The following is a 23618-nucleotide window of genomic DNA, read 5'->3' on the forward strand; positions in this document are numbered from 1 at the left end:
ATGGCAGTTCCATTTATTTTAGGCGGAATAGCTTTAGCAACAGGTATATTTGGTGCTAAAAAAGCATACGATGGTTATCAAGATAAGTGTGCAGCAGAAGAGTTAGATAATAATGCTAAAGCAATTTTTGATTATGCAAAAGAAAAATTAGATATAGCTAGAAAAAATGCTGAACAAGCTTTGGAAAATTTAGGGCATGCAAAGTTGCATATTCATCAAAATTCTTTTAAAGAGTTTATTGATATTTTTTCTAAACTTAAAAATATAGAAAGCGATGATTTTTCCAAAGATGATTTAAAATTTAATATTAATGAATTTATAGAATTTACCAAAGAAAGTGTAATTGACTTTACAAAATTAGCTACGGGTGGGATAGCATCTCTTGGTGCTGGGGCTTTAGCTGGTCTTGGAGCTTATGGTAGTGTTGGATTACTTGCAAGCGCTTCTACCGGAACTTTAATTTCTACACTAAGTGGTGCAGCGGCTACTAATGCTACTTTAGCATGGCTTGGAGGAGGTAGCTTAGCTGCAGGTGGATTTGGAATGGCTGGTGGAATGGCTGTTTTAGGTGGTATAGTAGCTGCGCCTGTTTTAGCAGTTGGAGGGTTTTTATATTCTAAAATTGGAGAGCAAGCTTTGGACGAAGCAAAAAGTAACCTACATAAAGCAAAAGCAGCAGCAAGTGAAATGGATACTGCAAGAATTGCAACAACAGCAATTAGTTCTATTGTAAATGAATCTCTTATAGCTATACAAAATTTAGATGGAATTTTAATTAAAGAATTACAAACTTTTAAATTAATGATTATAAGAGAAAGTGATTATTCTAAATTTACTAATGGTGAAAAAGCATATACTCAATTTATTGTCAATTTAGTAAAAGCAATTAGTGGTATCTGCAAAGTAAATGTACTGACTGAAGATGGCATAGTAAATAAAGAATTTAAAAAAGCTGTCCAAATAGCACAAAATTTAAATAAAGAAATACAAACTATTTAAAAGCGGAATTTCCGCTTTTAAAATAAGGAAGATATTATGAATACTGTATCATTGTTTGATGAATTACTAGAAGAACTAGGGACACAAAGTTTAGCAAGATTACCCATCAATATATTTAATGTCAACTCATATGAAGCCTATATGGAAAGTGCAAAACTTACAACAAATATGCAAAAAGCTACGCAACAACATGGCAACAACCCAAATGGTTTTGGTCAATTTTATGAAACACTAGAAGTTGGTAAAGAAAACATCAGCAACGCATATAATAAAAATAAAAATAGAAGCTTCACAACAGATGAGCTTGCCGAAATAAGCAAAGTCTTTAAAGGGGAAAATATTGATCTATACAAAAAAGAGACAATTTTGGCAAATTATAGCGATGAAGAAATTAAAAATTTGACAAACAATGTCAATCTAGACAACTTAACCAAAACAAATCATACTATAGTAGATACCGTAACTTTAAACGAAAAAGGCGAAATAGCTAAAACAGAACAATTAAAAGCTGTTAATGATAGTATATTTGGAAAAGAATATAATAGATATTTTGAAGCGATTAAAAATGGAAATTTAGACTATATTAAAACTGATAAAGAAACTTACGAAAGGGCGCAAAAAGAAATAGAAAAGTTAGAAAGTGCTATAGAAAAAGCGCCTGAAGAAAAACAAGCTTCTTTAGAAAAAAAACTTCAAGAATATAAAAGCAAATTTTCTTTTCTTACTCAAGGTAGTGAAAGAGAAAAAGCTGGCTATACACAAGAAGAAAGCAAAGATAAAACTATTACTATCAAAAAAAGTGATGATATATTTAGCAAAAAACATGAAGATGATTTTAATAAAATTAAAAATGGAGAAATAGATTATATTGTAGTCAATAAAAAAATATACGAAAATGCACAAAAAGAGATAGAAAAATTAGAAAGCACTATAGAAAAAGCATCCGAAGAAGAAAAAGAGTCTTTAAAAAAAGAACTTGAGACAAAGAAAGAGATTTTTAATCATTTAAAGAAAAACGAACCTACAAACCATACAGACAAAGATAAGGCCTTAAAAGAAGTATATATTATTCAAGCAAAACAAGCTGCCATAAATGTTTTTCAAACTGGAGCTAGTGATGCTGGTGTTGTTGTTCTTAGTACATTTGCAAGCGGTGTTATAGCTGAACTTAAAAGCGAATTTATAAAAAAAGAACATGAGGATTTTGAAGTAAGATTTAAGCGTTTGTTATCAAGAGTAATTGAAAGCGGGAAAGATGCTTTTATAAGAGGAGCTAGCTATGGTATTATAGATGTTATTGTTGGAATTGTTTCGCAATATTTTAAAAGAATTGGTGGGCACTTAAAAGCTTTGTGGAAAAATTTAAGAAGTAGTTTAAAATCTATATGGAATGCAATATATGCTTATATAACTGGTAAAATTAAAAGTTTTGATGAACTTATAAAAGTGATATTAAAATCTTTGTTTTCAGCTATCATGACTATATTTGCAATTGCCTTAGAAGAACAAATTTGTCAAGCATTAGGTGGAAGTCAATTAGCTCAAATTTTATCCATAGGAATATCCATTTTCATTTGTTCATTAGCTGTGGTTTTATTTTCTAAAACTGTTGAAATAACAATAAATAGCTTTGTTGCAATTTTTGCTAAGGCGAATTTAGCTAAAGCAAGAAGAGAAGAAGTTGAAATGGTTTTTGATAAAATCATGCCTAAAATGATAGAAAACCAAGAATCTTTGGAAATTTTCATAGATGATTATATGCGTGATTTAAAAAATACTAGCAATATGAGTTTTCAAGAATTACAAACCGCCTTAAATAACAGCAACTATACACAAGCAAATCAATCTATTATAAATCTTGCAGAAAAATTTGGTGTTGATGATTTATTTAAAACACGAAAAGAATTTGATGATTTTATGTTTAGCAATGAAAATTTAAAAATATAAAAGGAATAAAATGGGATTTTTAGATACTTTAAAATCTATAGCAATTAGTGCAAAATGTGGAATTGGGTGGCACGGAGGAACTTACAGCAATGAAGAAGGAAAACCTCAATGCTATCTTTCAAAAACATGCCCTGACTGTAATGAATATATCAGTAAATACAATCACAACTTTGCAGAAAGAGTTATAACAGATCCGTACTCTTGCAGAGGTTATGAAAAATGTATTTATTGTCAGCACAGAGAATTTGGAACATATCACAAATTTGAAAAAGTAAGAAAAAATGAAAGGTGTCAGATAATAGAAAAATGCTCTCAATGTGGAAAAGAGCGCTTAGGCGATATACAGCATTCTTGGGTACAAATTCCTTTTACAAATAAAGATGTTTCTATTAATGGAAAAAGAAAATGTAGAGATTGCGGATATATTGAACAATAAACCATGCTAAACAAACTACCTCAACTTTTTTCATTGCTTTTTAGCTATAAATCAAACATCTTTAATATCATCTCAAAGCCAAAGCAAGCTTATACTTACACTAAGCTTGCTTTAGAGCTAAAAGAGCTTTATGAAAAAGAAAATGACAAAACAGAAGCTGCTTTTATCATCCTAGATAGAGTGCTTAAATTTAAAAAAGAAAATCCTGATGATTTTAATGATTTTTTAAAGCTTATTCAAGAGCTTTTAGCCACTTATGAAAACGATCCAAAAACAATCAAACAAAACATCAAAGATTTGCTAAAATAAACAAAAAAGGTTGTATATGGAAAAAGACAAGCTTTCTACGCGTTTAGTTTCTATACTGCAGTGTTTAAACAATGGTGAGCGTTTTAGTTTAGAAGAGCTTGCACAAGAATTTAATGTCAGCATTCGCACTATACAAAGAGACTTGCATGAACGTCTTGCTTTTATCCCTATAAAAAAAGAAAATGGAAAATACTTTTTAGAAGGCTATGTTTTAGGAAAATTAAGCTTTAAAGATATACAAAATTTTGCTATTTTAAGCGGTATAGGTAGGCTTTATCCTAGTTTAGATAAAGAGTTTTTAAACGACTTGCTTAATGAAAAAATCAATAAAGCCTTTTTAGTCAAAACCCAAAACTATGAAACACTTGATAGAGAAGTTTTTGAAGAACTAAGCGCAGCTATCATAGCAAAACACTCCATTAGCTTTCACTACAAAGAAAAACACAGAAAAGCTAATCCATACAAACTCATTAATATTAATCACATATGGTATCTTTTAGCAGATGAAAACGATACTTTAAAAACCTTTACTTTTTCTAAAATCACACAACTAAAAGTAGAAAAGAAAGAAATTTTTACCCCAAAAGAAGAGTTTTTAAAACAAATTCAAAAAGATCAAAGTAATTGGATTAGCAAAGAAAACAAAGAAGCTATTTTAAAACTTGATAAAAAAGCTAAAGAATATTTTTTAAGAAAAAATGCCCTTACTAAATACAAATTTATAGATGAGGATGAGAATTTCATTTACATCAAGGCATTTTATACTTATGATGATGAACTTTTAAATTTGATAAGATATTGGATACCATATATTAAAATAAACAAACCTATTGCTTTAAAAGAAAAGCTTTTTGAGCAGTTAAATACATACATGCAAGATTAGTGTTTTTTTAACACATAAAGTTGTTCTTGTATATGCATAGAGCGTTTAGAAAGGTTTCTACTAGCTCTAAAGGCATTATACTTTTGCTCAAGCACAAAGCATTCTCCAAGACTTTGAAGTCTTTTTGTGAAATTTTCTTTTTTTACAAAACCTTCGCAATTATAAGAAAGCAATACAATCTTGGCTTTTAAATCACTTATCAAATCAAACAAAGCATCTTCGGCTTTTTTTTCTTTGTTAAAAGCACTGCGGTTCCAGTTTTTTGGTATGCCAGAAACCTTTGAAATTTCCTTTGGCTTTTTATAATTAGCAATTAAATTTAACATAAAATAATTTGACCCATAAGGGTGTTGATTATAAGGTGGATCTAAATACGCCACATCAAAGCTATCAAGCTCTTTAGCTAAAATATTTGCATCCTTTTGAAAAACCTCATATTCACAAGTAAAATTTGAAAAAATAGGCATTTTTAAAGCTATATCACCCTTTATACGACTAAGCGCATTTGCTCCATTTCCTCCAAATTTTCCTACTCCATTTTTATCTTTATAAAAACCTTTAAAAACCCCACTTGTATTTGCATGCACACTTGCTTCATAAATAAGTGGTGCGATGAAGTATTTTTGTATATTACTTGGCAGGCTTGAAATTTTTTCTCGCATAGAGTCTAAATACATAGCGTTTTTAAGCGTATAAAAAACTCTTTCATTCTTTTGGATATACTCATCATCATTTGGTGCATAAAGCTTGCTTATAAAGCCTTTTTTGAGTTTTAAATCAGAAATTAAAAAATTATAATATTTTTGTAATTCTTGTAAAAATTGTGCGTTTTGATTACTCAAATAACATTCATTGATGATTTTAGAATAATCTTCCAAATCATTTGCCATGATAAAACTCGCATAAGGCCTCACAAAACGCGAAACTACCCCAGAGCCACTGAATACATCACAAAAACTAAATTTGTCTTTTTTAAGCTCATTTTGTGCGAATTTAAAGCCTTGATTTAAAAAATCAAGCAAGGATCTTTTATTGCCAAGGTAAGTTATGATTTGTTCTTTTAAAAATTGTGGATTTTCTTCTAGCATAAGTTTAAAATACAAGCCTTAAAAAGGCTTGTGATTATTTTTTCTTTTTAGGAGTTACTAGCATATTTACATAGCGTCCTTCGAGTAAAGGCTCTTTGTCTCTATCTGCTATATCTTCAACCATTTGCCAAATTTTTTCAAGCAACGCCACCCCTGCTTCAGGAGAGCCCATCTCACGACCTTTTAAAAACACTCTAAATTTCACATGCTTGCCTTGCTCTAAAAACTCGCTTGCGTGTTTGACTTTATAATTAATGTCATTTTGAGCGATTTTCACAGAAAGTTTGATTTCCTTTATATCAATAACTTTTTGTTTTTTCTTTGCTTCTTTTTGTTTCTTTTCTTGTTGATAACGGAATTTTCCATAATCCATTATCTTACATACAGGTGGTTTGGCTTCGGGGGCTATCATCACCAAATCAAGCCCTAGTCTATTTGCTATATCTAGCGCTTCATCACTACTAATAATGCCATAAACCTTGCCATCATCACCTATACATCTGATCTCATCTGCTTGAATTTCTTCATTTAGCAATACTTCTTTTTCTTTACTCAAAAGCGTACCTCACTTAATTTCTCCTTTGTTAGGGTTATAAATTCATCTAAAGTCATTGTTTTTTGCTCTTTTGCTCTTCTATCTCTTAAAGCCACACTTTGGTTTGCTACTTCTTCATCACCTAAAACAAGTATCATAGGCACATGTGCTTTTTCGGCGGTGCGGATTTTTTTATTTAAGCTTTCATTTTTATTATACACTTCACTATCAATGCCAAGTTCTAAAAGTTTTCTTGCTATTTCTTTTGCATAATCATGATGATTTTGTGAAATAGGCACTATAGCTACTTGAGTTGGTGCTATAAAAAATGGCAACTCACCCGCACAATGCTCTACTAAAATTCCTATAAATCTTTCAAAAGAACCCAAAATAGCACGGTGAAGCATTACAGGTTGTTTTTTCTCATTATCTGCATCTGTGTATTCGAGTTTAAAACGGCTTGGTAAGTTAAAATCTACTTGTATAGTTCCACACTGCCATTTTCTTTTTAGCGCATCGGTAATTTTAATATCGATTTTTGGACCATAGAAAGCTCCACCACCCTCATCAATGCCATATTTTAAACCTTGTTCATCTAAAGCTTCTTTTAAAGCCTTTGTAGCTATGTCCCAAATTTCATCATCGCCTATTGCTTTTGCTGGGCGTGTTGAAATTTCCATTTCATAATCAAACTCAAAAGCCTTCATCAAAGTATCAACAAAGCTTAAAATTTCTAAAACTTGTTCTTTTATCTGACTTGGCATACAAAAAATATGCGCATCATCTTGAGTGAATTCTCTTACCCTAAAAAGCCCGTGTAAAACTCCACTTTTTTCATGGCGGTGCACCACACCGTATTCAAAAAATTTCAAAGGTAAATCGCGATAACTTCTAACATCACTTTGATAAATTTTAATATGTCCTACACAATTCATCGGCTTAATGCCATATTCTTGCTCATCAATTTGCGTAAAATACATATTTTCTTTATAGTTTGCATAATGCCCACTAATTTTCCACGCATCAGCTTTTAAAAGTTCAGGCCCACGCACAGGCTCATAGCCTCTTAATCTATGTGCTTTATATAGCAAATGCTCTAATTTGCTTCTTAATTTTGCACCATTACTAAGCCATATAGGAAGCCCACCGCCTATTTCATCATCAAAGGCAAAAAGCTTCATTTCATTACCAAGTTTTCTATGATCTCTTTTTTTAGCTTCTTCAATGATTTTTAAGTATTCATTTAAACTTTCTTTATCTGCAAAAGCAGTACCATAAATTCTTGTGAGCATTTCTCTTTTTTCATCGCCACCCAAATACGCTCCCGCTACACGAGTAAGCTTGAAAAATCTTAAATATCTAGTATTTGGCACATGAGGTCCACGACATAAATCTTCAAATTCGCCTTGCTTATAAATACTTACTTTTCCATCAGGAATTCTTAGTAAAACTTCTTGTTTTAAATCATCATTAGCAAATTTTTCTTTAACCTCAGTCTTTGAAAGTTCGTATTTTATGATGTCTAGCTTTGCTTCTGTTAGTTCTTTCATTTTCTTTTCGATTTTACTTAAGTCTTCTTCTGAAATCTTACTATCAACTCTAAAATCATAATAAAACCCATCTTCTATCACAGGTCCTACGAAAAATTTAGCCTCTGGATATAGACTTTTAATCGCTTGAGCCATTAAATGCGCACAAGAGTGGCGGATAACTTCTAAACTTTCTTTAGAGTTATCAAAATAAATCGGAGTTAAATTTGTATCATTGTTAAAACTTTGAGTATCTACCAAAGTTTCATTATTTGCATATGCAATTATATCTTTTGTCATTTCTACCCTTAACACTCACTAACCTTGTGAGCTTAAATTAAAATATAAGACTAATTTTAGCTATGAAAAACTTAAACTTTTTTTAAATAAAGGATATTTTTATATTTCAAACACCTGTTCTTGATATATCTAAGGCACCACTCATAAAAAGGTATAAAAATACAAAACCTAAAATTATCCTATAAATTCCAAAAGGTATAAAGTTTATTTTGCTGATTAATTTTAAAAATATTTTAATTACCACAAAAGCCACTATAAAAGCTGTTACAAAACCTATGGCTAAAGGAATGAAATTATTCATATTGCTTAAAACTTGTGGTTCTTTATAAATGCTATAAGCTGTTGCTATAATCATGGTAGGAATTGCAAGTAAAAATGAAAATTCAGAAGCCACTTTACGATCAAGCCCAAGCAATAAGCCACCTATAATACTTGCTCCACTTCTTGAAGTACCTGGTATGATAGCAAGAGCTTGGGTTAAACCTATCAAAAAAGCTTGTTTATAACTTACCTCATCTAAAGAATGTATATCATAGTCTTTTTTTCTATGTTTAAGCTCTATGATGATAAAAACAATCCCACCAATGATTAACATAGTAGCCACGGTATAGCCATTAAATATCTCTTTTAAAAACTTATATGCTATAAAACCCACTCCACCTGCTGGCAAAAAGCCCACAGCAAGTTTTAACCAAATATCAAGTTTTTGAGTTAGTTTATCTTTGAAAATAAAAATCACCGCTAGTATAGAACCAAGTTGAATAATGATAAAAAAACTTCTCCAGAAATCATCTATATTTAAACCCAAAATTTCAGCACCCAAGATCATATGCCCTGTAGATGAAACAGGCAAAAATTCTGTCAGACCCTCAATGATTCCTAAAATCAAAGCATAATAATAATCTAAATTCATTTTTTAAGTACTCTTCTTGCAAAAATTAGCATAATCGCTACAAAAACTACAAAACCTATAATCCCATCGTCTTTAAATGAAGTTGCAATAGCAAGTGGATCTTCAGCCCCACCTCTACTAATAGAAAGCACGGTTAAACCAGCTATTAACACTCCAAATAAACTCTCACCTACTATCAAACCAGAGGCAAATAAGGTTCCTTTTTGCTCATGCTCTTGAATGAGTTCTTTTTTATGAGCATTTTTAGCATATCTTTGCTCTAAACGCTTTTTGATTAAATACGCTAATAATCCACCTATAAACAAAGGCATATTAACAGCAGGTGGTAAATATATACCTATACCCACAGCTAAAGGTGGCAAAGACATATTTTTCTTTCTTAATAAACGATCAATGATGATTATACCAACGCCCACAAAAGCTCCCGCTATAATATAACTCCAATCGATATTAGCGTTAAAAATGCCTTGTGCTATAGTACTCATCAAATTTGCTTGTGGTGCAGCAAGTGCATTTGCCTCATCCATTCCCTCTCTTGGCATTGCACCCACAAAACCATAAGCTTGATATAATAAATTTAACACAGGAGCAATAGCCAAAGCACCAAACACACAACCTATTATCAAGGAAATTTGTTGTTTCCAAGGAGTTGCACCCACTAAATAGCCAGTTTTTAAATCTTGTAAATTATCGTTAGAAATAGCAGCAGTTGCTAAAATAACACTAGTAGTAAATATAGCAAAAGCGATGGCAAATTTAGACATTAAAGGATCACTAAATAAATCTACTTGATAACCCAAAAGTAAAATAATCAAAGAAGAAATCATAATCCCAATAAGCCCTATACCCGAAATAGGAGAAGATGATGAACCCACCAAACCTGCCATATATCCACAAGCAGAAGCTACAAAAAAGCCTATAAAAATAGCCACTAAAGTTCCTACTAAGGCAAAAAGAATTTGATAGCCACTTGCTAAATTTGAATCAGCCACAAAAGCGTAAAATGAGACAAACAAACCTATACACATAAGTACAAATAAACCTAGCATAGCTTTTAAAGATAAATCCATATCTTTAGGATCTTGTGAAAGATTTAACGAGGTTTTTTTAAGCATATTTTTCATGCCATCATATACAGGTTTTGCAAGTTCTATTAAAGTCCATAATGCTGCTATGGCAATAGCTCCTGTGCCTATTAAACGCACCTTTTGAGCCCAAATTTGATTAGCTATATCAAGTGCACTTAAACTCGCGTCAAAACTTTCTTTAGCAGAAAAATATGGAACAAAAACCATCCAAGCAAGTACCATACCCGCAAGCAATGCAACACCTCCAGCTATACCTACTAAGTATCCAGCACCCAAAAGTGCCACTGAATAACCCATAGAAAAGCCAAAAGTCATTTTTTGCCAAATAAATGCAAAGCTACTTCCACTTGAAAGTAGTTTAAAACCACTTGAAAAAAGACTTATCACAGAAGCAAAAGCCACGCCAAGTGTGATTTCTTTTAAGCCTACTTTTCCTTTTTTATCAGCTTGATCTTTATTAGCTACTTTTAAAATTTCAGCAGCAGCTCTTCCTTCAGGATAAGCTAATTTACTCTCTACCACCATAGCTCTACGCAAAGGTATGGTAAAAAGCACGCCCAATCCACCCCCACAAAGACAGAGCATAAAAGTAAGCCAAAGTGGAAATTCAAACCAATATCCACACATAAAAAGACCTGGTATAACAAAAATCACAGCCGAAAGCGTACCTGCGGCTGAAACTTGAGTTTGAACCATATTATTTTCTAAAATATTAGAGTCTTTAAAGATTTTTAAAACAGCCATTGCAATCACAACAGCAGGAATAGAAGTAGAAAAAGTAAGACCAACTTTAAGCCCCAAATATACATTTGAGGCAGTAAAAATAATCGTTAAAATACTTCCTAGTATTATACCCCTAAGCGTAAGCTCCGGTAGTGAGTTTTTTGTATGCATTTTGTTTCTCCATTTTTATTGACAACCTTCACATTCTATAGTTCTATCAACCACATCATCATTTACTTTTTGACTATCAGGGCTTTCGCTTCTTAGATAATAAGTTGATTTAACACCTAATTCCCAAGCAAGTTGATAAATTTCATTTAAATATCCACCGCTTGCCTTATCTAAAGAAACAAAGATATTTAATGATTGACCTTGATCAATCCACTTACCACGAATCGCTGCTGCTTTTACTAAGATTTTTTGATCAAGCTCATAAGCAGGGGTATAATACTGCCAAGTATTAGCACTTAGATTTGGCACCACAGTTGGTATCATACCGCTTAAGTTTTGCTCAAACCATTTTCTTTTATATACAGGCTCAATTGTTTGAGTAGTACCCACTAAAATAGAGATAGAAGAAGTTGGCGCTATGGCCATTAAATAACCATTTCTTATACCATCTCTTTTTAGTTTTTCTCTTAATTTTTCCCAATCGCACTCACTTTGATCAAATAAACCTTCACTTGCGGTAAGCTTTTTGGCATTTTCGTTTGCTACATCAATTGGCACTATACCTTTACTCCAATTTGATCCTTCAAAGTCAGGATAACTTCCTTTTTCTAAGGCTAAATTTGAGCTAGCTAAAATAGCCTCATAACTAATCATTTCCATAATGCGATCAATTTTTTCAAAATGTTCATTAGAACCCCAATAAATTTGAGCTTCAGCTAGCATTTGCGCTTCACCCATCACACCAAGTCCTATAGCGCGTGATTTTAGGTTGGTATTTTTAACCTTTACATGAGGATAAAAATTTAAATCAATCACATTATCAAGCATTCTTATTGCCGTTGGCACTACTCTTTGGATGTCTTCTTTGGTATTGATTTTACTTAAATTTATACTCGCAAGATTACAAACTGCAGTTTTTCCTTCATTTTTGTATTTTTCTACTATATAGACTTTTTTACCATTAATACTATCTAAAGTAGAAACTTTTTTAGCAAGCTTTTTATATCCTCCATCTATTGTAAGCTCTTCATCCTCATCTAAATGAAGTTCTGTTTTATCATCAAATACGATTTTGATTTGATAATAATTTGGTTCTGTATTTTGAAAAATTTCTGTACATAAATTTGAACTTCTTATAATTCCTGCATGGGAATTTGGATTTGTTCTATTTGCACTATCTTTAAAACATAAAAACGGCAAGCCACTTTCAAAATAAGATAAAAGAATTTTTTTCCAAAGCTCTTTAGCATCAACAATTTCTTTGACTATGCTTTCATCTTTTTCAAATTCTTCATATTTTTTCTCAAATTCTTCACCGTATAAATCACACAAACTTGCTGTATCAGCAGGATCAAAAAGCGTCCATTTGTCATTTGCTCTTACTCTTTTCATGAACAAATCATTAATCCACAAAGCAGGGAAAAGCTCATGCGCTCTTCTTCTTTCTTCACCTGAGTTTTTACGCAAATCTAAAAAGTCATTAATATCCATATGCCAAGGTTCAATATATACAGCAATTGCACCTTTTCTAGTACCAAGTTGATCAACAGCTACTGCTATATCATTGGTGATTTTTAAAAATGGTATGATCCCACCTGCTGCATTTTTATGCCCATCTATACTTCCACCCATAGCACGCACCTTAGACCAATCCCAGCCTATACCACCACCAAATTTAGATAAAAGTGCCATTTCTTGATAAGAATCAAAAATCCCTTCTATATTATCAGGCGTGCTTCCTATATAACATGAACTTAATTGATGTCTTGTGGTTCTTGCATTTGAAAGGGTTGGAGTTGCAAGCATTACTTCAAAAGTTGAGATTAAATCATAAAATTTCTTAGCCCAAGTTTGAGAATCTAACTCATTTTGCGCTAAAAACATCGCAATAGCCATAAACATTTGTTGTGGTAATTCTATAGGCATACCCTTAGAATCTTTAATCAAATATCTATCATATAAAGTTTTTATACCAAGATAAGTAAATTGCAAATCGCGTTCTGGCTTGATATAAGCATTAAGATCATCTAAATCGTATTTTTCTTTTAAACCGATTAAAATCCTACCTTCTTTTTCACCTTTTTCAAGGTATTCTCTTAAATGTTTATAACCACTATAACCACTTACTTTTTTATACAAATCATATAAAAATAATCTTGCAGCAACAAAGGTCCAATTAGGTCTATCAATATCTATTTTATCTACTGCTGTTTTTATGAGAGTTTGTTGGATTTCTTCTGTTGTTATGCCATCACGAAATTGAATTTTTGCATCTACTTCAAGCTCACTTTGGCTAACATTTTCTAAATTTGCCACTGCATCGGTGGTATATTTTTTAATCTTAGAAACATCTAATTCTTCAGTTCTACCATTTCTTTTTAATACTTTCACTCACAACCCCTAATTTATTATTTAAAAGTTCTTGCAAAAATTTTATCTACATTCTTTGTGTAGTAGTTATAGTCAAAGCAATTTCTAATATCTGCTTCACTTAAAGATTTTTTCAAATCCTCATCAGCTAATAAAGCTAGTAAAAACAAACTCTCACCTTTTTCATTTAACGCAGGCTTGCCATTTTGTAAATCAGCCCAAACTTTCATAGCATTTCTTTGAACGATCTTGTAAGCTTCTTCTCTACTTATACCTTTAAATGGAAGTTCAAGCAACACTCTTTGAGAGAATACAAGTCCCCCGGTTAAATTTAAATTTTTCATCATATTTTCTGGATACACCAAAAGCTTTTCTATCACACCGCATAATCTTGAAAGCATAAAATCAGTCGTGATAAAAGCATCAGGTAATACAAATCTTTCTACACTAGAATGTGATATATCTCTTTCGTGCCACAATGCTACATTTTCTAAAGCAGGTGTTACATAAGCTCTTATCATCCTACAAAGACCGGTGATATTTTCACTCAAAACAGGATTTCTTTTATGAGGCATAGCTGAGCTTCCTTTTTGTCCTTGAGAAAAATATTCTTCAGCTTCATATACTTCTGTTCTTTGAAAATGGCGGATAGCAACAGCGATTTGCTCACAACTTGAAGCTAAAATAGCTAAAGCCGAGATAACCTGTGCGTAACGATCTCTTTGTATAACTTGGTTTGAAACTGGTGCCGGCTTTAAATCTAAGTTTTTACAAACTTCTTCTTCAAATTCAAGCGGAGCATGAGCAAAATTTCCCATAGCACCGCTAATTTTTCCATAGCTAATCACTTCTTTTGCATGAATGATTAAATCTTTTGCATGAACTAGCGAATCATACCAAATAGCCAAAACTAAGCCAAAAGTTATAGGCTCTCCATGAATTCCATGACTTCTTCCTACCATTAAGGTGTTTTTATGCTCATACGCTCTTGTTTTAATCGCTGCCAAAACTTGATCTAAATCTTGCAAGATTAATTCTAAACTATCTTTAATCTGCAAAGCAACTGCAGTATCAATACAATCTGAACTTGTCATTGCATAATGCACAAAACGACTTTCCTCGCCCAAACTTTCACTTACACTAGTTAAAAAAGCGATAACATCATGCTTGGTAGTTTTTTCTATTTCATCTATTCTTGCTATATCAAATTTTGCATTTTTTATAATTTTTTCACAATCATCATCTTTAATAAGACCAAGTTTATTCCACGCTTTCACAGCAGCTAATTCCACTTTTAACCATGCGTCATATTTTGCTTGCATGTCCCATTTTTTAGCCATGATTTCTCTACTATATCTTTCAACCATTTTCAAGACCTTTTTTTATATAATTTTTATGAAAAAAATAGTTTGAATTTTATTATAAATTACCTAAGAAAGTTATTAAATGGCATATATAAAAAAGAAACTAGCAAATAATGGAAAAAAGGCATTTAGACTACTTATGGATGAGTTAAAAATTTCTATGCGCGAAGCACAAAAACTCATTGATAAAAAAAGACTATTTTGCAATGGAAATTTGGTAGAAGAAAAAAACAAATTTTTAGATGGTTTAGTAGAATTAATCGTATATGAAAATAACCCCAAAGGATTAGAAATAGTTTTTGAAAATGAAGATTTTGCCATCGTAGAAAAACCAAGTGGAGTGCTAACTCATCCTAATGGACGCAATTGCACTTATAGTCTTTGTGATGAAATTTGGCATTTATGGGGTGAAAAAGCTTGCGTGGCTCATAGACTAGATAAAGAAACAAGCGGACTTTTACTCATAGCAAAACATAAAAATGCACAAATTGAGTTAAAAACTATATTTGAAAAAAGATTAGTTCAAAAAAGCTATCTTGCTCTAGTAAAAGGAAAAACTGAAAAAGAATTTATAGTAGATAAAAGCATGAATTTAGCTAAAGACTATGATGCAGTCAAAACTAGGATGCAAATTTGTGAAAATGGCAAAGAAGCTTTAACGCAATTTTACACTTTGGAATATTTTGAAAATTTAGATGCCAGTTTAATTTTAGCTAAACCTCTAACAGGAAGACAACACCAAATAAGACTACATTTGTTTCATGTGAAACATAAAATTTTAGGTGAACCTTTATATGGTTTAGAAAAAACACAAATAGAGCAAATATTAGATGGAAAAATGAGTGATATCGAAAGAGCTCAAATCACAGGTGCTAAAAGACTGCTTTTACACTCTTTTAGCTTAGAATTTACATATAAAAATCAAAAATTTTTGATACAATCTCAAAAAGATATAAAAGGTGAATTTTTGAAAATGCAGGAAAAACATGAAAAATAAAAATTTTAATGTAGGATATTTTTGTTCTACTCAAATAGGAGATAATATATTATCTCTTAAAATGCTCTATGCTATAAAACATCTTTATAAAGCCAAAATTACAGTATTTATTACAAATCCTTATCTAAAAAATATTTTAGAATTTAATTTTGTAGATAAAATAGAAATAATAAATGAAGAAAACATTATAGAGATGATAAACAAATATAAATTAGACTATCTTATAAGTTACATTTCAACAAAACATATAATCAAAATACTAAAAAAAACAAATGTAAAAAATATTATAATAAAATCTAAATTTAAAACTATATTTTGTTGCTTAAAATGCAAGGTTGTATGGATTAGTTTATTAAAAAAAATTAAAAATGAAAATATAGAAAATATAAATCTCTATTACGCTAGAAAGATTAATCCAGAAATATTTGACAAAAAAATAAAAAGCTTAGAATTTAATGTAACTTTAACAACAAAACAATCAAACAAAGATTTAGTAAATAATTTTTTAAAAGAATATAAAATAAAAAAATTTATAACAATAAATCCTTTTGCAATAAGTCAATTTAATAAGAATAGTATAATTTTTTATTTAAAGATGATAAAAAAAATTTTAAATACTAAAAACATTAATATAGTTGTTCCAACATATGACAAAGTTCATGATAATTTCATAGTTCAAATTCAAAAATTTGATAAAGAACTTTTAAATAAAATTTTTATATTTAAAAACGATGATGACCTTTTAAATTTAGTAGAAATTATTTCGAAAACAGAATGTCTAATAAGCCCTTCAACAGGTACTATACATATAGCAAGCAATCTAAAAATTCCAACTATAGGATTATATACAAAAAAAGACAGTATATTATGGTCTACCTACGATAAAAATTATGTTTTTATAGATGATTTAAATGAAAAAAACTTTGATGAGATAATAAATCAAACTATAATTAAAATAGAACAATATATAAAAGACTAAAACTAACCAAACTAATCATTCTTATTTTCATTCTTTAATACATAAATAATCCCACCAAGTCCTATGATCACCACTATACTTATAAAAATAAGCTGTGCTATATCTAAAAAAGTCATTGTTTGCTCTGCCTTTCTTTAAGCTGTCCGCATGCAGCTGAAATATCAAGTCCTTTACTTTCTCTTATCGTACAAGTAACACCTTTTACACTTAAATAATCTTGAAATTTAACCGCATTTTCAACACTTGGTCTTTTATATAAACTTCCTTCATGTGGATTAAAAAGTATTAAATTTACTTTAGCTTTTATACCATTTAAGAGCTTGACTAGTTCTTTTGCGTGTTCTATTTTATCATTTATCCCATCGATTAAAAGATATTCAAACATCACTCTTTTACGCTGATCTATAGGAAAATTTCTCACCGCTTCCATAATACTTGCTATATTATAAGCTTTATTAATAGGCATTAATTCACTTCTAAGCTCATCATTTACAGCATGGAGCGAAATAGCCAAAAGCACACCTAAATTCATTTCTCCAAGCTCTTTAATCTGTTTTGCCAAACCACTTGTACTTATAGTTTGTCTTCTAGGACTTATCGCTAAGGTATCATTATCAGCTAAAATTTTAACTGCCTTAGAAACATTTTTAAGATTATCCAAAGGCTCTCCCATACCCATATAGACTATATTAACCCTTCTTTCATAAGGTATGTTGTTATGTTTTTTAATCCATAAAATTTGTCCTACTATTTCTCCTGCAGTCAAATTTCTTTTCAAACCGCCTTTAGCAGTCAGACAAAAACTGCACCCACTTTTACACCCCACTTGAGAGGAAACACAAATAGTATATCTTGCATGTTTGATGATTTTTCCATTTTCATCTACAAGTTCTTCTTTCATTGGTAGCAAAACAGCTTCTATTTTTTTACCATCTAAAAGTTCAAAAAGATATTTTATACTACCATCTTTGCTTTTTTCATCTTTCACACATTTTAAAGGTGAAAAATGAAAATTTTCTTGCAAGTACACTCTAAAATCTTTTGGCAAAGATGACATTTGTAAAAAATCATCTGCATATTTTTTATATACCCATTCAAAAATTTGCTTTGCTCTAAATTTTGGCTGAACTAAATTTTCTAATTCTTCTTTAGTAAAATCTAATATATTTTTTAATTCACTCAATTTTTTTCCTATATAAGTTTTTTATCTAACAAAAATTCTTTTAATAATTCTTTTGCTTTTTGATGGTTTTTTAAAAAATCTTCATGTGCAAATTCATTACAAAAATTTGTCGCACATAAATAACAAATTCCTTCTATCTCTTGCATTTTTGCACAAGAAAGCACTGCGTATGCTTCCATATTTTCTATATGTACACCCTTTTTAAAAAATTCTTGGGCGATATTTTCATCTTTACAAATATAATTTGAAGAATTAATCATAGTTTCATGTGAAACATTTAATCTAATCTCATTTGTTATAGGCGTATAAAAACTATCAAATAAATCTGCGTATTCTAAATTCGCTGCGTTAGAACTTTCATAAATATCTAAAATTTTTCCTTCTTGGTAAATTCCACATGTACCTATAAAAATCACTCTATCTACTTTTACTTGACTTAAAATTTTACCTAGAGAAAAAGCAGAATTAACCAAACCTATGCCAATACTTTGTGCAAATTTAAAATCTTCATTTCCTCCTGCACATACTATAAGATTTTTCAAAAATTAACCTTTATAAAAAATAATTCAAATTTTATCTAATTAGCGCTTAAAATAATGCTATAATTAATATTTTTTAGATAAAATAAATTTATGATAAAAGCAAAAAAACATTTTGGGCAAAATTTTTTATGTGATAAAAGCGTGGTAGATAAAATCATCCAAGCCATACCCAAAGATACTAAAAATATAGTTGAGATTGGGCCTGGCTTAGGTGATTTAACGCAAGAACTTTTGAAAATCCCACAAGCTCATATTAGAGCTTATGAGATTGATAAAGATTTGATTCCTATTTTAAATAAAAAATTTCAAAATGAGATTGAAGGTGGAAATTTTGAGCTTATTCATCAAAATGCAAGTGATGCTTTTGATCAAGGAAGTTTAAGCGATAAAGAGTACTTTTTGGTAGCAAATTTACCATATTATATTGCTACAAATTTGATTTTAAAAGCCCTAGAAGATCAAAATTGTCTTGGGCTTATAGTAATGGTGCAAAAAGAAGTAGCACAGAAATTTTGTGCAAATGAAAAAGAAAGTAATTTTTCGGCTTTAGGGGTGCTTTGTGCATTGATATGCCAAAGACAAATGCTTTTTGATATACAACCACAAAGCTTTAATCCTCCACCAAAAGTTACTTCAGCTGTAATGAAGTTAATAAAAACTACTCATTATCAGCAAAAATGTGAAAATATAGAAGCTTTTAAAGAATTTCTTAGAGCTTGTTTTCAAAATCCTAGAAAACAACTCTTATCTAATTTTAAAAATAAAAAAGAAAAAATTTTAAAAGCATTTGAAGCACTAAATCTCTCTTCTACCTCAAGAGCTCATGAAATTAGCGTTGATTCATACCTTAAATTTTATGACTATTTAAAGGATGACTATGAGCGAAGAAAACAAAACTCAAGAGCAAAATAAAACTAAAAGATTTAATAAATTTAGAAACAAAAGAAAAAAAGATTCACAAAATCAAGATCAAAATAGCGAAAATAAAAATGGAACAAAAGTAGAAAATACTCAAACTGAAGCTAGCGAAGAAAAAAAGAAAAAGAAAAAAAATAGAAATTTACCTTCTAAATTAAGTGGTAATGAAGAATGGCAAATAGAACTTGCTAAAAGCATAGAAGCTAATAAAATCATGCACGAGCTAAGACTTCACCCTTTAAAACACAACAACTCAAGCGAAAATAAAATTCGTATTACACCTTTGGGTGGACTTGGAGAAATCGGTGGAAATATCACTGTTTTTGAAACCAACAACGATGCGATTATCGTTGATATAGGTATGAGTTTTCCAGATGGAACCATGCATGGAGTAGATATTATCATACCTGATTTTGACTATGTAAGAAAAATTAAAAATAAAATTCGTGCTATCATCATCACTCATGCCCATGAAGATCACATTGGCGCTGTGCCGTATTTTTTCAAAGAATTTCAATTTCCTATCTACGCAACACCTTTAGCACTAGGTATGATTTCAAATAAATTTGAAGAACATGGTTTAAAAGCTGAGCGTAAATGGTTTAGACCTATAACAAAAAGACAAATTTATGAAATAGGTGAATTTAACTTAGAATGGATTCACATAACCCACTCTATCATCGACGCTTGTGCTTTGGCTATTAAAACTAAAGCAGGAACCATCATACACACTGGCGATTTTAAAATAGATCAAACACCAATTGATGGCTATCCAACGGATTTAAGTCGTTTAGCTCAATATGGCGAAGAAGGCGTGCTTTGTCTTTTAAGTGATAGCACAAATTCATATAAAGAGGGTTATACAAAAAGTGAAAGCTCCGTAGGACCTACTTTTGATCAAATTTTTGCCAAAACTAAAGGCAGAGTAATCATGAGCACCTTTAGCTCTAATATCCACCGTGTATATCAAGCTATTAGCTATGGTTTAAAATACGGCAGAAAAGTGTGTGTTATAGGACGCTCTATGGAAAGAAATCTCTATACCACTATGGAACTTGGCTATATCAAACTTGATAGAAAAATTTTCATTGACGCTGATGAAGTAAGCAAATACAAAGACAACGAAGTGCTAATTGTCACCACAGGAAGTCAAGGTGAGACTATGAGTGCTTTATATAGAATGGCAACTGATGAGCATAAATTTATCAAAATCAAACCTAGCGATCAAGTTATCATTTCAGCTAAAGCAATACCAGGTAATGAAGCAAATGTTTCTGCTGTGCTTGATTTTCTTTTAAAAGCAGGAGCTAAAGTAGCTTATCAAGAATTTAGCGAAATCCATGTAAGCGGACATGCTAGTATAGAAGAACAAAAACTCATGCTAACTTTGGTAAAACCTAAATTTTTCTTACCAGTGCATGGAGAATATAATCATATCAATAAACACAAAGAAACCGCTCTAAAATGTGGTATACCTGAAAGAAATATCTACTTAATGAGTGATGGGGATCAAGTAGAGCTTTGTCAAAAATACATCAAACGCGTTAAAACAGTTAAAACAGGAAAAGTCTTTGTAGATAATCAAATCAACAAACAAATCGCAGATGATGTGGTAATTGATAGACAAAAACTAGCAGATAGTGGCATAGTTGTCATCATCGCCCAGCTTGATAAAGCAAGTAAAACACTAATTAATAAACCAAGAGTATTTAGTTATGGCTTGGTAGCTGATAAACAAGACGGAGCATTCTCAAAAGAAATGAGTGATGTTTTAAGTCAATTTTTCCCAAATGTAAAAGATGAAATTTTAGATAATCCAAAAGTTTTAGAAGCTCAAATTAGACAAGTACTAAGAAAGCATATTTTTAGAAAAATCAAAAAATATCCGACTATAGTACCAACTATTTTTGTGATGTAAAGTAAAATTATGAGAATTAATAAATTCATCTCACACAATAGCAAATACTCTCGCCGTGAGGCTGATGAGCTAATCAAACAAGGCTTAGTAAAAATCAATAAAAAAACAGCCTTGCTAAGTGATAGCGTAAATGCTGAAGATAAAGTTTTTATCAATGGTAAAAAACTCCATAAAAAAACACAATTTTCAGTCATCATTTATCACAAACAAAAAGGTGAAATAGTTAGTAAAAAAGATGATAGAGGTAGAAAAACCATCTATCATACCCTGCCAAAACAATTTAGCACTTGGCTTAGCGTGGGAAGACTTGACTTTGCAAGCGAGGGATTGCTTTTGTTAACTGATTCACCTGTGATAGCAGATGCACTTATGCATAGTGATTTAGAAAGAGAATATTACTTAAAAGTAAAAGGTAATATAGATAAAAATGTTATCGAAGCAATGCAAAATGGCTTAGAAATTCAAAATGAAAAAAAAGGGGCTCATGCTAAAACCAAAATAACCTCAATGAGTTTTGCTCCATTTTTAGGCTTTGAAATTTTTGGCTCAAGTGGTGGCTATACAAAACTAAAAGTAATCATTAATGAAGGTAAAAATAGAGAGTTAAGACGCTTTTTTGGACATTTTGATTTAGAAGTGATGGATCTTAAAAGAGTAGCTTTTGGAGCATTAGATCTTGGTATGTTAAAAGCAGGAAAATATCGTTATTTGGAAAATGGTGAGTACGAAAAACTACGCGATTTTTTAAAAACAAATAATATAAAATATTAAATTCACATTATTTCCACAAAGAATTTTTATAATTTTTCAAAATATTTAAAAAAGGAAAAATTAATGAAAATTCTAACTACTCTTTTTAGTGTAATTATGGTTTTTATTGCAGTCACACATGAAGAAACTCTTGCGGAAAAATTAGAAAATCAATGTCAAGATCAAAAATCTTGCATAGTAAAAGCCATGAATATGATTAATTAATACTTTAAAATTACTTAAATTAATTAAATTTTAATTTTAATCTTGTATAATTAGCAATTTAATTTATATAAAAAAGGAAAATTATGGCAAACCATAAATCTGCTGAAAAAAGAGCAAGACAAACTATCAAAAGAACTGAAAGAAATAGATTTTATAGAACAAGATTAAAAAACATTACAAAAGCGGTTCGCGAAGCAGCAGCAAACAATGACAAAGAAGCTGCACAAAATGCACTAAAAGTAGCTAATAAAAGCATTCACGCTATGGTAAGCCGTGGATTTTTGAAAAAACAAACTGCATCACGCCGTGTGAGTAGATTAGCATTATTGGTAAATAAATTAGCATAATTTTTAATGTTAGCTGATAAACTCAAACCTTTTTTAGCACGCTTTGATGAGTTAAATACTCTTCTTAGCGATGTTAATATCTCTAATGATATTTCTAAAATGACAGCTCTATCTAAAGAGCAAAAGAATTTAGAACCCATAGTAGAAAAAGCAAAAGAATACCTTAAAACTTTAGATGAAATCGAAGAAAATAAAATTCTTTTATCTGATGCAGAACTAGGGGAGCTTGCAAAAGAAGAGCTTAAAAATCTCGAAGTCTTAAAGCCACAACTTGAAGAAGAATTAAAAATTCTTTTATTGCCTAAAGATCCAAACGATGATAAAAATATATTTTTAGAAATTCGTGCTGGAACAGGAGGAGATGAAGCTTCTTTATTTGTTGGAGACTTAGTAAAAGCCTACATACGCTATGCTGAAAATCGTGATTACAAATACGAAATCGTAAGTTCTAGCGAGGGTAGTGTAGGGGGATTTAAAGAAATTATCATTCTCATCAAAGGAAATGGAGCTTATTCAAGATTAAAATACGAAGGTGGAACGCACAGAGTTCAAAGAGTACCTGAAACAGAATCTCAAGGTAGAGTTCATACTTCAGCTATTACAGTGGCTATTATGCCAGAAGTTGATGATGTTGAAATTCAAATCAATCCAAATGATTTAAAAATCGATGTAATGCGTAGTAGCGGTCATGGTGGACAAAGTGTTAATACCACAGATAGTGCTGTAAGAATTACTCATATTCCAACAGGTATAGTTGTAGTAAATCAAGATGGTAAAAGCCAGCATAAAAACAAAGAAAGTGCTATGAAAGTCTTAAAAGCAAGACTTTTTGAAATGCAAGAACAAGAACGCTTAGCAAAAGAAAGCCAGGCAAGAAAATCACAAGTTGGAAGTGGCGATAGAAGTGAGCGCATACGCACTTATAATTTCCCTCAAAATAGAATTAGCGATCATAGAATAAATCTTACTTTATATAGACTTGATGCGATTTTGGAAGGTGGTCTTTTTGATGAGATCATCGAGCCATTAATCGCTTATTACCAAGCAGAAGCTTTAAAACAAGAAAATTTATAATTTCGTATTTATCACAAACAACTAATTTCT

23 protein-coding genes are annotated in these 23618 nt (G+C 30.8%); 13 read left to right on the forward strand and 10 right to left on the reverse strand.

Going from position 1 to position 23618, the window contains the following annotated elements:
- The 5 genes from L8V77_RS05045 to L8V77_RS05065 are packed head-to-tail and all read left to right on the forward strand — an operon-like array spanning position 1 to position 4574.
- A complete protein-coding gene (locus L8V77_RS05045) occupies positions 1-999 on the forward strand; it encodes a hypothetical protein (RefSeq protein WP_263706985.1) in 999 nt (332 codons plus the stop codon).
- Between the two features lie 36 nt (positions 1000-1035).
- A complete protein-coding gene (locus L8V77_RS05050; RefSeq protein ID WP_263706986.1) occupies positions 1036-2946 on the forward strand; it encodes a hypothetical protein in 1911 nt (636 codons plus the stop codon).
- 10 nt (positions 2947-2956) lie between these two features.
- Positions 2957-3382: a hypothetical protein gene (locus tag L8V77_RS05055; protein ID WP_257937863.1), complete on the forward strand. Its 426-nt coding sequence runs from the start codon at positions 2957-2959 to the stop codon at positions 3380-3382.
- 3 nt (positions 3383-3385) lie between these two features.
- Positions 3386-3691, forward strand: coding sequence for a hypothetical protein (locus L8V77_RS05060; protein WP_257937862.1), 306 nt, complete (start codon positions 3386-3388; stop codon positions 3689-3691).
- Positions 3692-3707: 16 nt separating this feature from the next.
- The gene (locus L8V77_RS05065; protein ID WP_263706987.1) at positions 3708-4574 is read left to right on the forward strand and encodes a helix-turn-helix transcriptional regulator; all 867 of its coding nucleotides are present in this window, start codon (positions 3708-3710) and stop codon (positions 4572-4574) included.
- Here L8V77_RS05065 and L8V77_RS05070 read toward each other — a convergent pair.
- The 7 genes from L8V77_RS05070 to purB form a co-directional block, all read right to left on the reverse strand.
- Complete coding sequence (locus L8V77_RS05070) at positions 4571-5662, reverse strand: DNA adenine methylase (protein ID WP_263706988.1); 1092 nt, start codon at positions 5660-5662, stop codon at positions 4571-4573. The two genes, L8V77_RS05065 and L8V77_RS05070, sit on opposite strands and share 4 nt — an antisense overlap.
- A 34-nt stretch (positions 5663-5696) precedes the next feature.
- The gene (gene infC / locus L8V77_RS05075) at positions 5697-6218 is read right to left on the reverse strand and encodes a translation initiation factor IF-3 (protein ID WP_039617082.1); all 522 of its coding nucleotides are present in this window, start codon (positions 6216-6218) and stop codon (positions 5697-5699) included.
- Positions 6215-8026, reverse strand: coding sequence for a threonine--tRNA ligase (thrS, locus tag L8V77_RS05080; RefSeq protein ID WP_263706990.1), 1812 nt, complete (start codon positions 8024-8026; stop codon positions 6215-6217). The genes infC and thrS overlap by 4 nt, the downstream gene beginning before the upstream one ends.
- 106 nt (positions 8027-8132) lie before the next feature.
- Positions 8133-8939 carry an undecaprenyl-diphosphate phosphatase gene (locus L8V77_RS05085; protein WP_263706992.1) on the reverse strand — a complete coding sequence of 269 codons (807 nt, stop codon included), beginning with the start codon at positions 8937-8939 and terminating at the stop codon, positions 8133-8135.
- The gene (locus L8V77_RS05090) at positions 8936-10921 is read right to left on the reverse strand and encodes an OPT family oligopeptide transporter (RefSeq protein ID WP_263706994.1); all 1986 of its coding nucleotides are present in this window, start codon (positions 10919-10921) and stop codon (positions 8936-8938) included. The genes L8V77_RS05085 and L8V77_RS05090 overlap by 4 nt, the downstream gene beginning before the upstream one ends.
- Positions 10922-10936: 15 nt before the next feature.
- Positions 10937-13312, reverse strand: a complete 2376-nt coding sequence (locus L8V77_RS05095; RefSeq protein WP_263663691.1) for a ribonucleoside-diphosphate reductase subunit alpha — start codon at positions 13310-13312, stop codon at positions 10937-10939.
- A gap of 17 nt (positions 13313-13329) precedes the next feature.
- Positions 13330-14658: an adenylosuccinate lyase gene (purB, locus tag L8V77_RS05100; RefSeq protein ID WP_039667804.1), complete on the reverse strand. Its 1329-nt coding sequence runs from the start codon at positions 14656-14658 to the stop codon at positions 13330-13332.
- A 79-nt stretch (positions 14659-14737) separates the two neighbouring features.
- On the opposite strand from purB, the gene L8V77_RS05105 reads away from it, so the two are divergent.
- Positions 14738-15652, forward strand: coding sequence for an RluA family pseudouridine synthase (locus L8V77_RS05105; protein ID WP_263706997.1), 915 nt, complete (start codon positions 14738-14740; stop codon positions 15650-15652).
- Complete coding sequence (locus L8V77_RS05110; RefSeq protein WP_263706999.1) at positions 15642-16631, forward strand: glycosyltransferase family 9 protein; 990 nt, start codon at positions 15642-15644, stop codon at positions 16629-16631. The genes L8V77_RS05105 and L8V77_RS05110 overlap by 11 nt, the downstream gene beginning before the upstream one ends.
- A gap of 11 nt (positions 16632-16642) precedes the next feature.
- Here L8V77_RS05110 and L8V77_RS05115 read toward each other — a convergent pair whose 3' ends face one another.
- The 3 genes from L8V77_RS05115 to L8V77_RS05125 are packed head-to-tail and all read right to left on the reverse strand — an operon-like array spanning position 16643 to position 18356.
- On the reverse strand, positions 16643-16747 hold the full coding sequence (locus tag L8V77_RS05115; protein ID WP_263660408.1) for a hypothetical protein: 105 nt from the start codon (positions 16745-16747) through the stop codon (positions 16643-16645).
- A complete protein-coding gene (rlmN, locus tag L8V77_RS05120; RefSeq protein WP_263707001.1) occupies positions 16744-17814 on the reverse strand; it encodes a 23S rRNA (adenine(2503)-C(2))-methyltransferase RlmN in 1071 nt (356 codons plus the stop codon). The genes L8V77_RS05115 and rlmN overlap by 4 nt, the downstream gene beginning before the upstream one ends.
- Positions 17815-17822: 8 nt before the next feature.
- Positions 17823-18356, reverse strand: a complete 534-nt coding sequence (locus tag L8V77_RS05125; RefSeq protein ID WP_263707002.1) for a purine-nucleoside phosphorylase — start codon at positions 18354-18356, stop codon at positions 17823-17825.
- Positions 18357-18446: 90 nt separating this feature from the next.
- On the opposite strand from L8V77_RS05125, the gene rsmA reads away from it, so the two are divergent.
- The 6 genes from rsmA to prfA all read left to right on the forward strand — a co-directional run bounded on the left by rsmA (position 18447) and on the right by prfA (position 23588).
- The gene (gene rsmA / locus L8V77_RS05130) at positions 18447-19268 is read left to right on the forward strand and encodes a 16S rRNA (adenine(1518)-N(6)/adenine(1519)-N(6))-dimethyltransferase RsmA (RefSeq protein ID WP_263707003.1); all 822 of its coding nucleotides are present in this window, start codon (positions 18447-18449) and stop codon (positions 19266-19268) included.
- Complete coding sequence (locus L8V77_RS05135) at positions 19234-21192, forward strand: ribonuclease J (protein ID WP_412175139.1); 1959 nt, start codon at positions 19234-19236, stop codon at positions 21190-21192. Before rsmA ends, L8V77_RS05135 begins: the two co-directional genes overlap by 35 nt.
- Positions 21193-21201: 9 nt before the next feature.
- Positions 21202-21963, forward strand: coding sequence for a pseudouridine synthase (locus L8V77_RS05140; protein ID WP_263679295.1), 762 nt, complete (start codon positions 21202-21204; stop codon positions 21961-21963).
- A gap of 63 nt (positions 21964-22026) precedes the next feature.
- Positions 22027-22167, forward strand: a complete 141-nt coding sequence (locus L8V77_RS05145) for a hypothetical protein (protein ID WP_257396458.1) — start codon at positions 22027-22029, stop codon at positions 22165-22167.
- An 83-nt stretch (positions 22168-22250) separates the two neighbouring features.
- The gene (gene rpsT / locus L8V77_RS05150; RefSeq protein WP_039617063.1) at positions 22251-22514 is read left to right on the forward strand and encodes a 30S ribosomal protein S20; all 264 of its coding nucleotides are present in this window, start codon (positions 22251-22253) and stop codon (positions 22512-22514) included.
- Positions 22515-22520: 6 nt separating this feature from the next.
- A complete protein-coding gene (prfA, locus tag L8V77_RS05155; RefSeq protein ID WP_263707005.1) occupies positions 22521-23588 on the forward strand; it encodes a peptide chain release factor 1 in 1068 nt (355 codons plus the stop codon).
- Positions 23589-23618 lie beyond the last annotated feature (30 nt).

The organism is Campylobacter sp. IFREMER_LSEM_CL2127 (assembly GCF_025771745.1).
In the GTDB taxonomy this organism is placed as follows: Bacteria; Campylobacterota; Campylobacteria; order Campylobacterales; family Campylobacteraceae; genus Campylobacter_D.

Excerpts from the sequence above, each read along its gene's own strand:
- L8V77_RS05110 (WP_263706999.1), top strand. The coding sequence starts at position 15,642 with ATGAAAAATAAAAATTTTAATGTAGGATATTTTTGTTCTACTCAAATA.
- L8V77_RS05065 (WP_263706987.1), top strand. The coding sequence starts at position 3,708 with ATGGAAAAAGACAAGCTTTCTACGCGTTTAGTTTCTATACTGCAGTGT.
- L8V77_RS05140 (WP_263679295.1), top strand. The coding sequence starts at position 21,202 with ATGAGAATTAATAAATTCATCTCACACAATAGCAAATACTCTCGCCGT.
- L8V77_RS05070 (WP_263706988.1), bottom strand. The coding sequence starts at position 5,662 with ATGCTAGAAGAAAATCCACAATTTTTAAAAGAACAAATCATAACTTAC.
- thrS (WP_263706990.1), bottom strand. The coding sequence starts at position 8,026 with ATGACAAAAGATATAATTGCATATGCAAATAATGAAACTTTGGTAGAT.
- L8V77_RS05115 (WP_263660408.1), bottom strand. The coding sequence starts at position 16,747 with ATGACTTTTTTAGATATAGCACAGCTTATTTTTATAAGTATAGTGGTG.
- rpsT (WP_039617063.1), top strand. The coding sequence starts at position 22,251 with ATGGCAAACCATAAATCTGCTGAAAAAAGAGCAAGACAAACTATCAAA.
- L8V77_RS05050 (WP_263706986.1), top strand. The coding sequence starts at position 1,036 with ATGAATACTGTATCATTGTTTGATGAATTACTAGAAGAACTAGGGACA.
- prfA (WP_263707005.1), top strand. The coding sequence starts at position 22,521 with ATGTTAGCTGATAAACTCAAACCTTTTTTAGCACGCTTTGATGAGTTA.
- L8V77_RS05085 (WP_263706992.1), bottom strand. The coding sequence starts at position 8,939 with ATGAATTTAGATTATTATTATGCTTTGATTTTAGGAATCATTGAGGGT.
- L8V77_RS05090 (WP_263706994.1), bottom strand. The coding sequence starts at position 10,921 with ATGCATACAAAAAACTCACTACCGGAGCTTACGCTTAGGGGTATAATA.
- L8V77_RS05145 (WP_257396458.1), top strand. The coding sequence starts at position 22,027 with ATGAAAATTCTAACTACTCTTTTTAGTGTAATTATGGTTTTTATTGCA.
- purB (WP_039667804.1), bottom strand. The coding sequence starts at position 14,658 with ATGGTTGAAAGATATAGTAGAGAAATCATGGCTAAAAAATGGGACATG.
- L8V77_RS05105 (WP_263706997.1), top strand. The coding sequence starts at position 14,738 with ATGGCATATATAAAAAAGAAACTAGCAAATAATGGAAAAAAGGCATTT.
- L8V77_RS05055 (WP_257937863.1), top strand. The coding sequence starts at position 2,957 with ATGGGATTTTTAGATACTTTAAAATCTATAGCAATTAGTGCAAAATGT.
- L8V77_RS05045 (WP_263706985.1), top strand. The coding sequence starts at position 1 with ATGGCAGTTCCATTTATTTTAGGCGGAATAGCTTTAGCAACAGGTATA.
- L8V77_RS05135 (WP_412175139.1), top strand. The coding sequence starts at position 19,234 with ATGAGCGAAGAAAACAAAACTCAAGAGCAAAATAAAACTAAAAGATTT.
- L8V77_RS05060 (WP_257937862.1), top strand. The coding sequence starts at position 3,386 with ATGCTAAACAAACTACCTCAACTTTTTTCATTGCTTTTTAGCTATAAA.
- rsmA (WP_263707003.1), top strand. The coding sequence starts at position 18,447 with ATGATAAAAGCAAAAAAACATTTTGGGCAAAATTTTTTATGTGATAAA.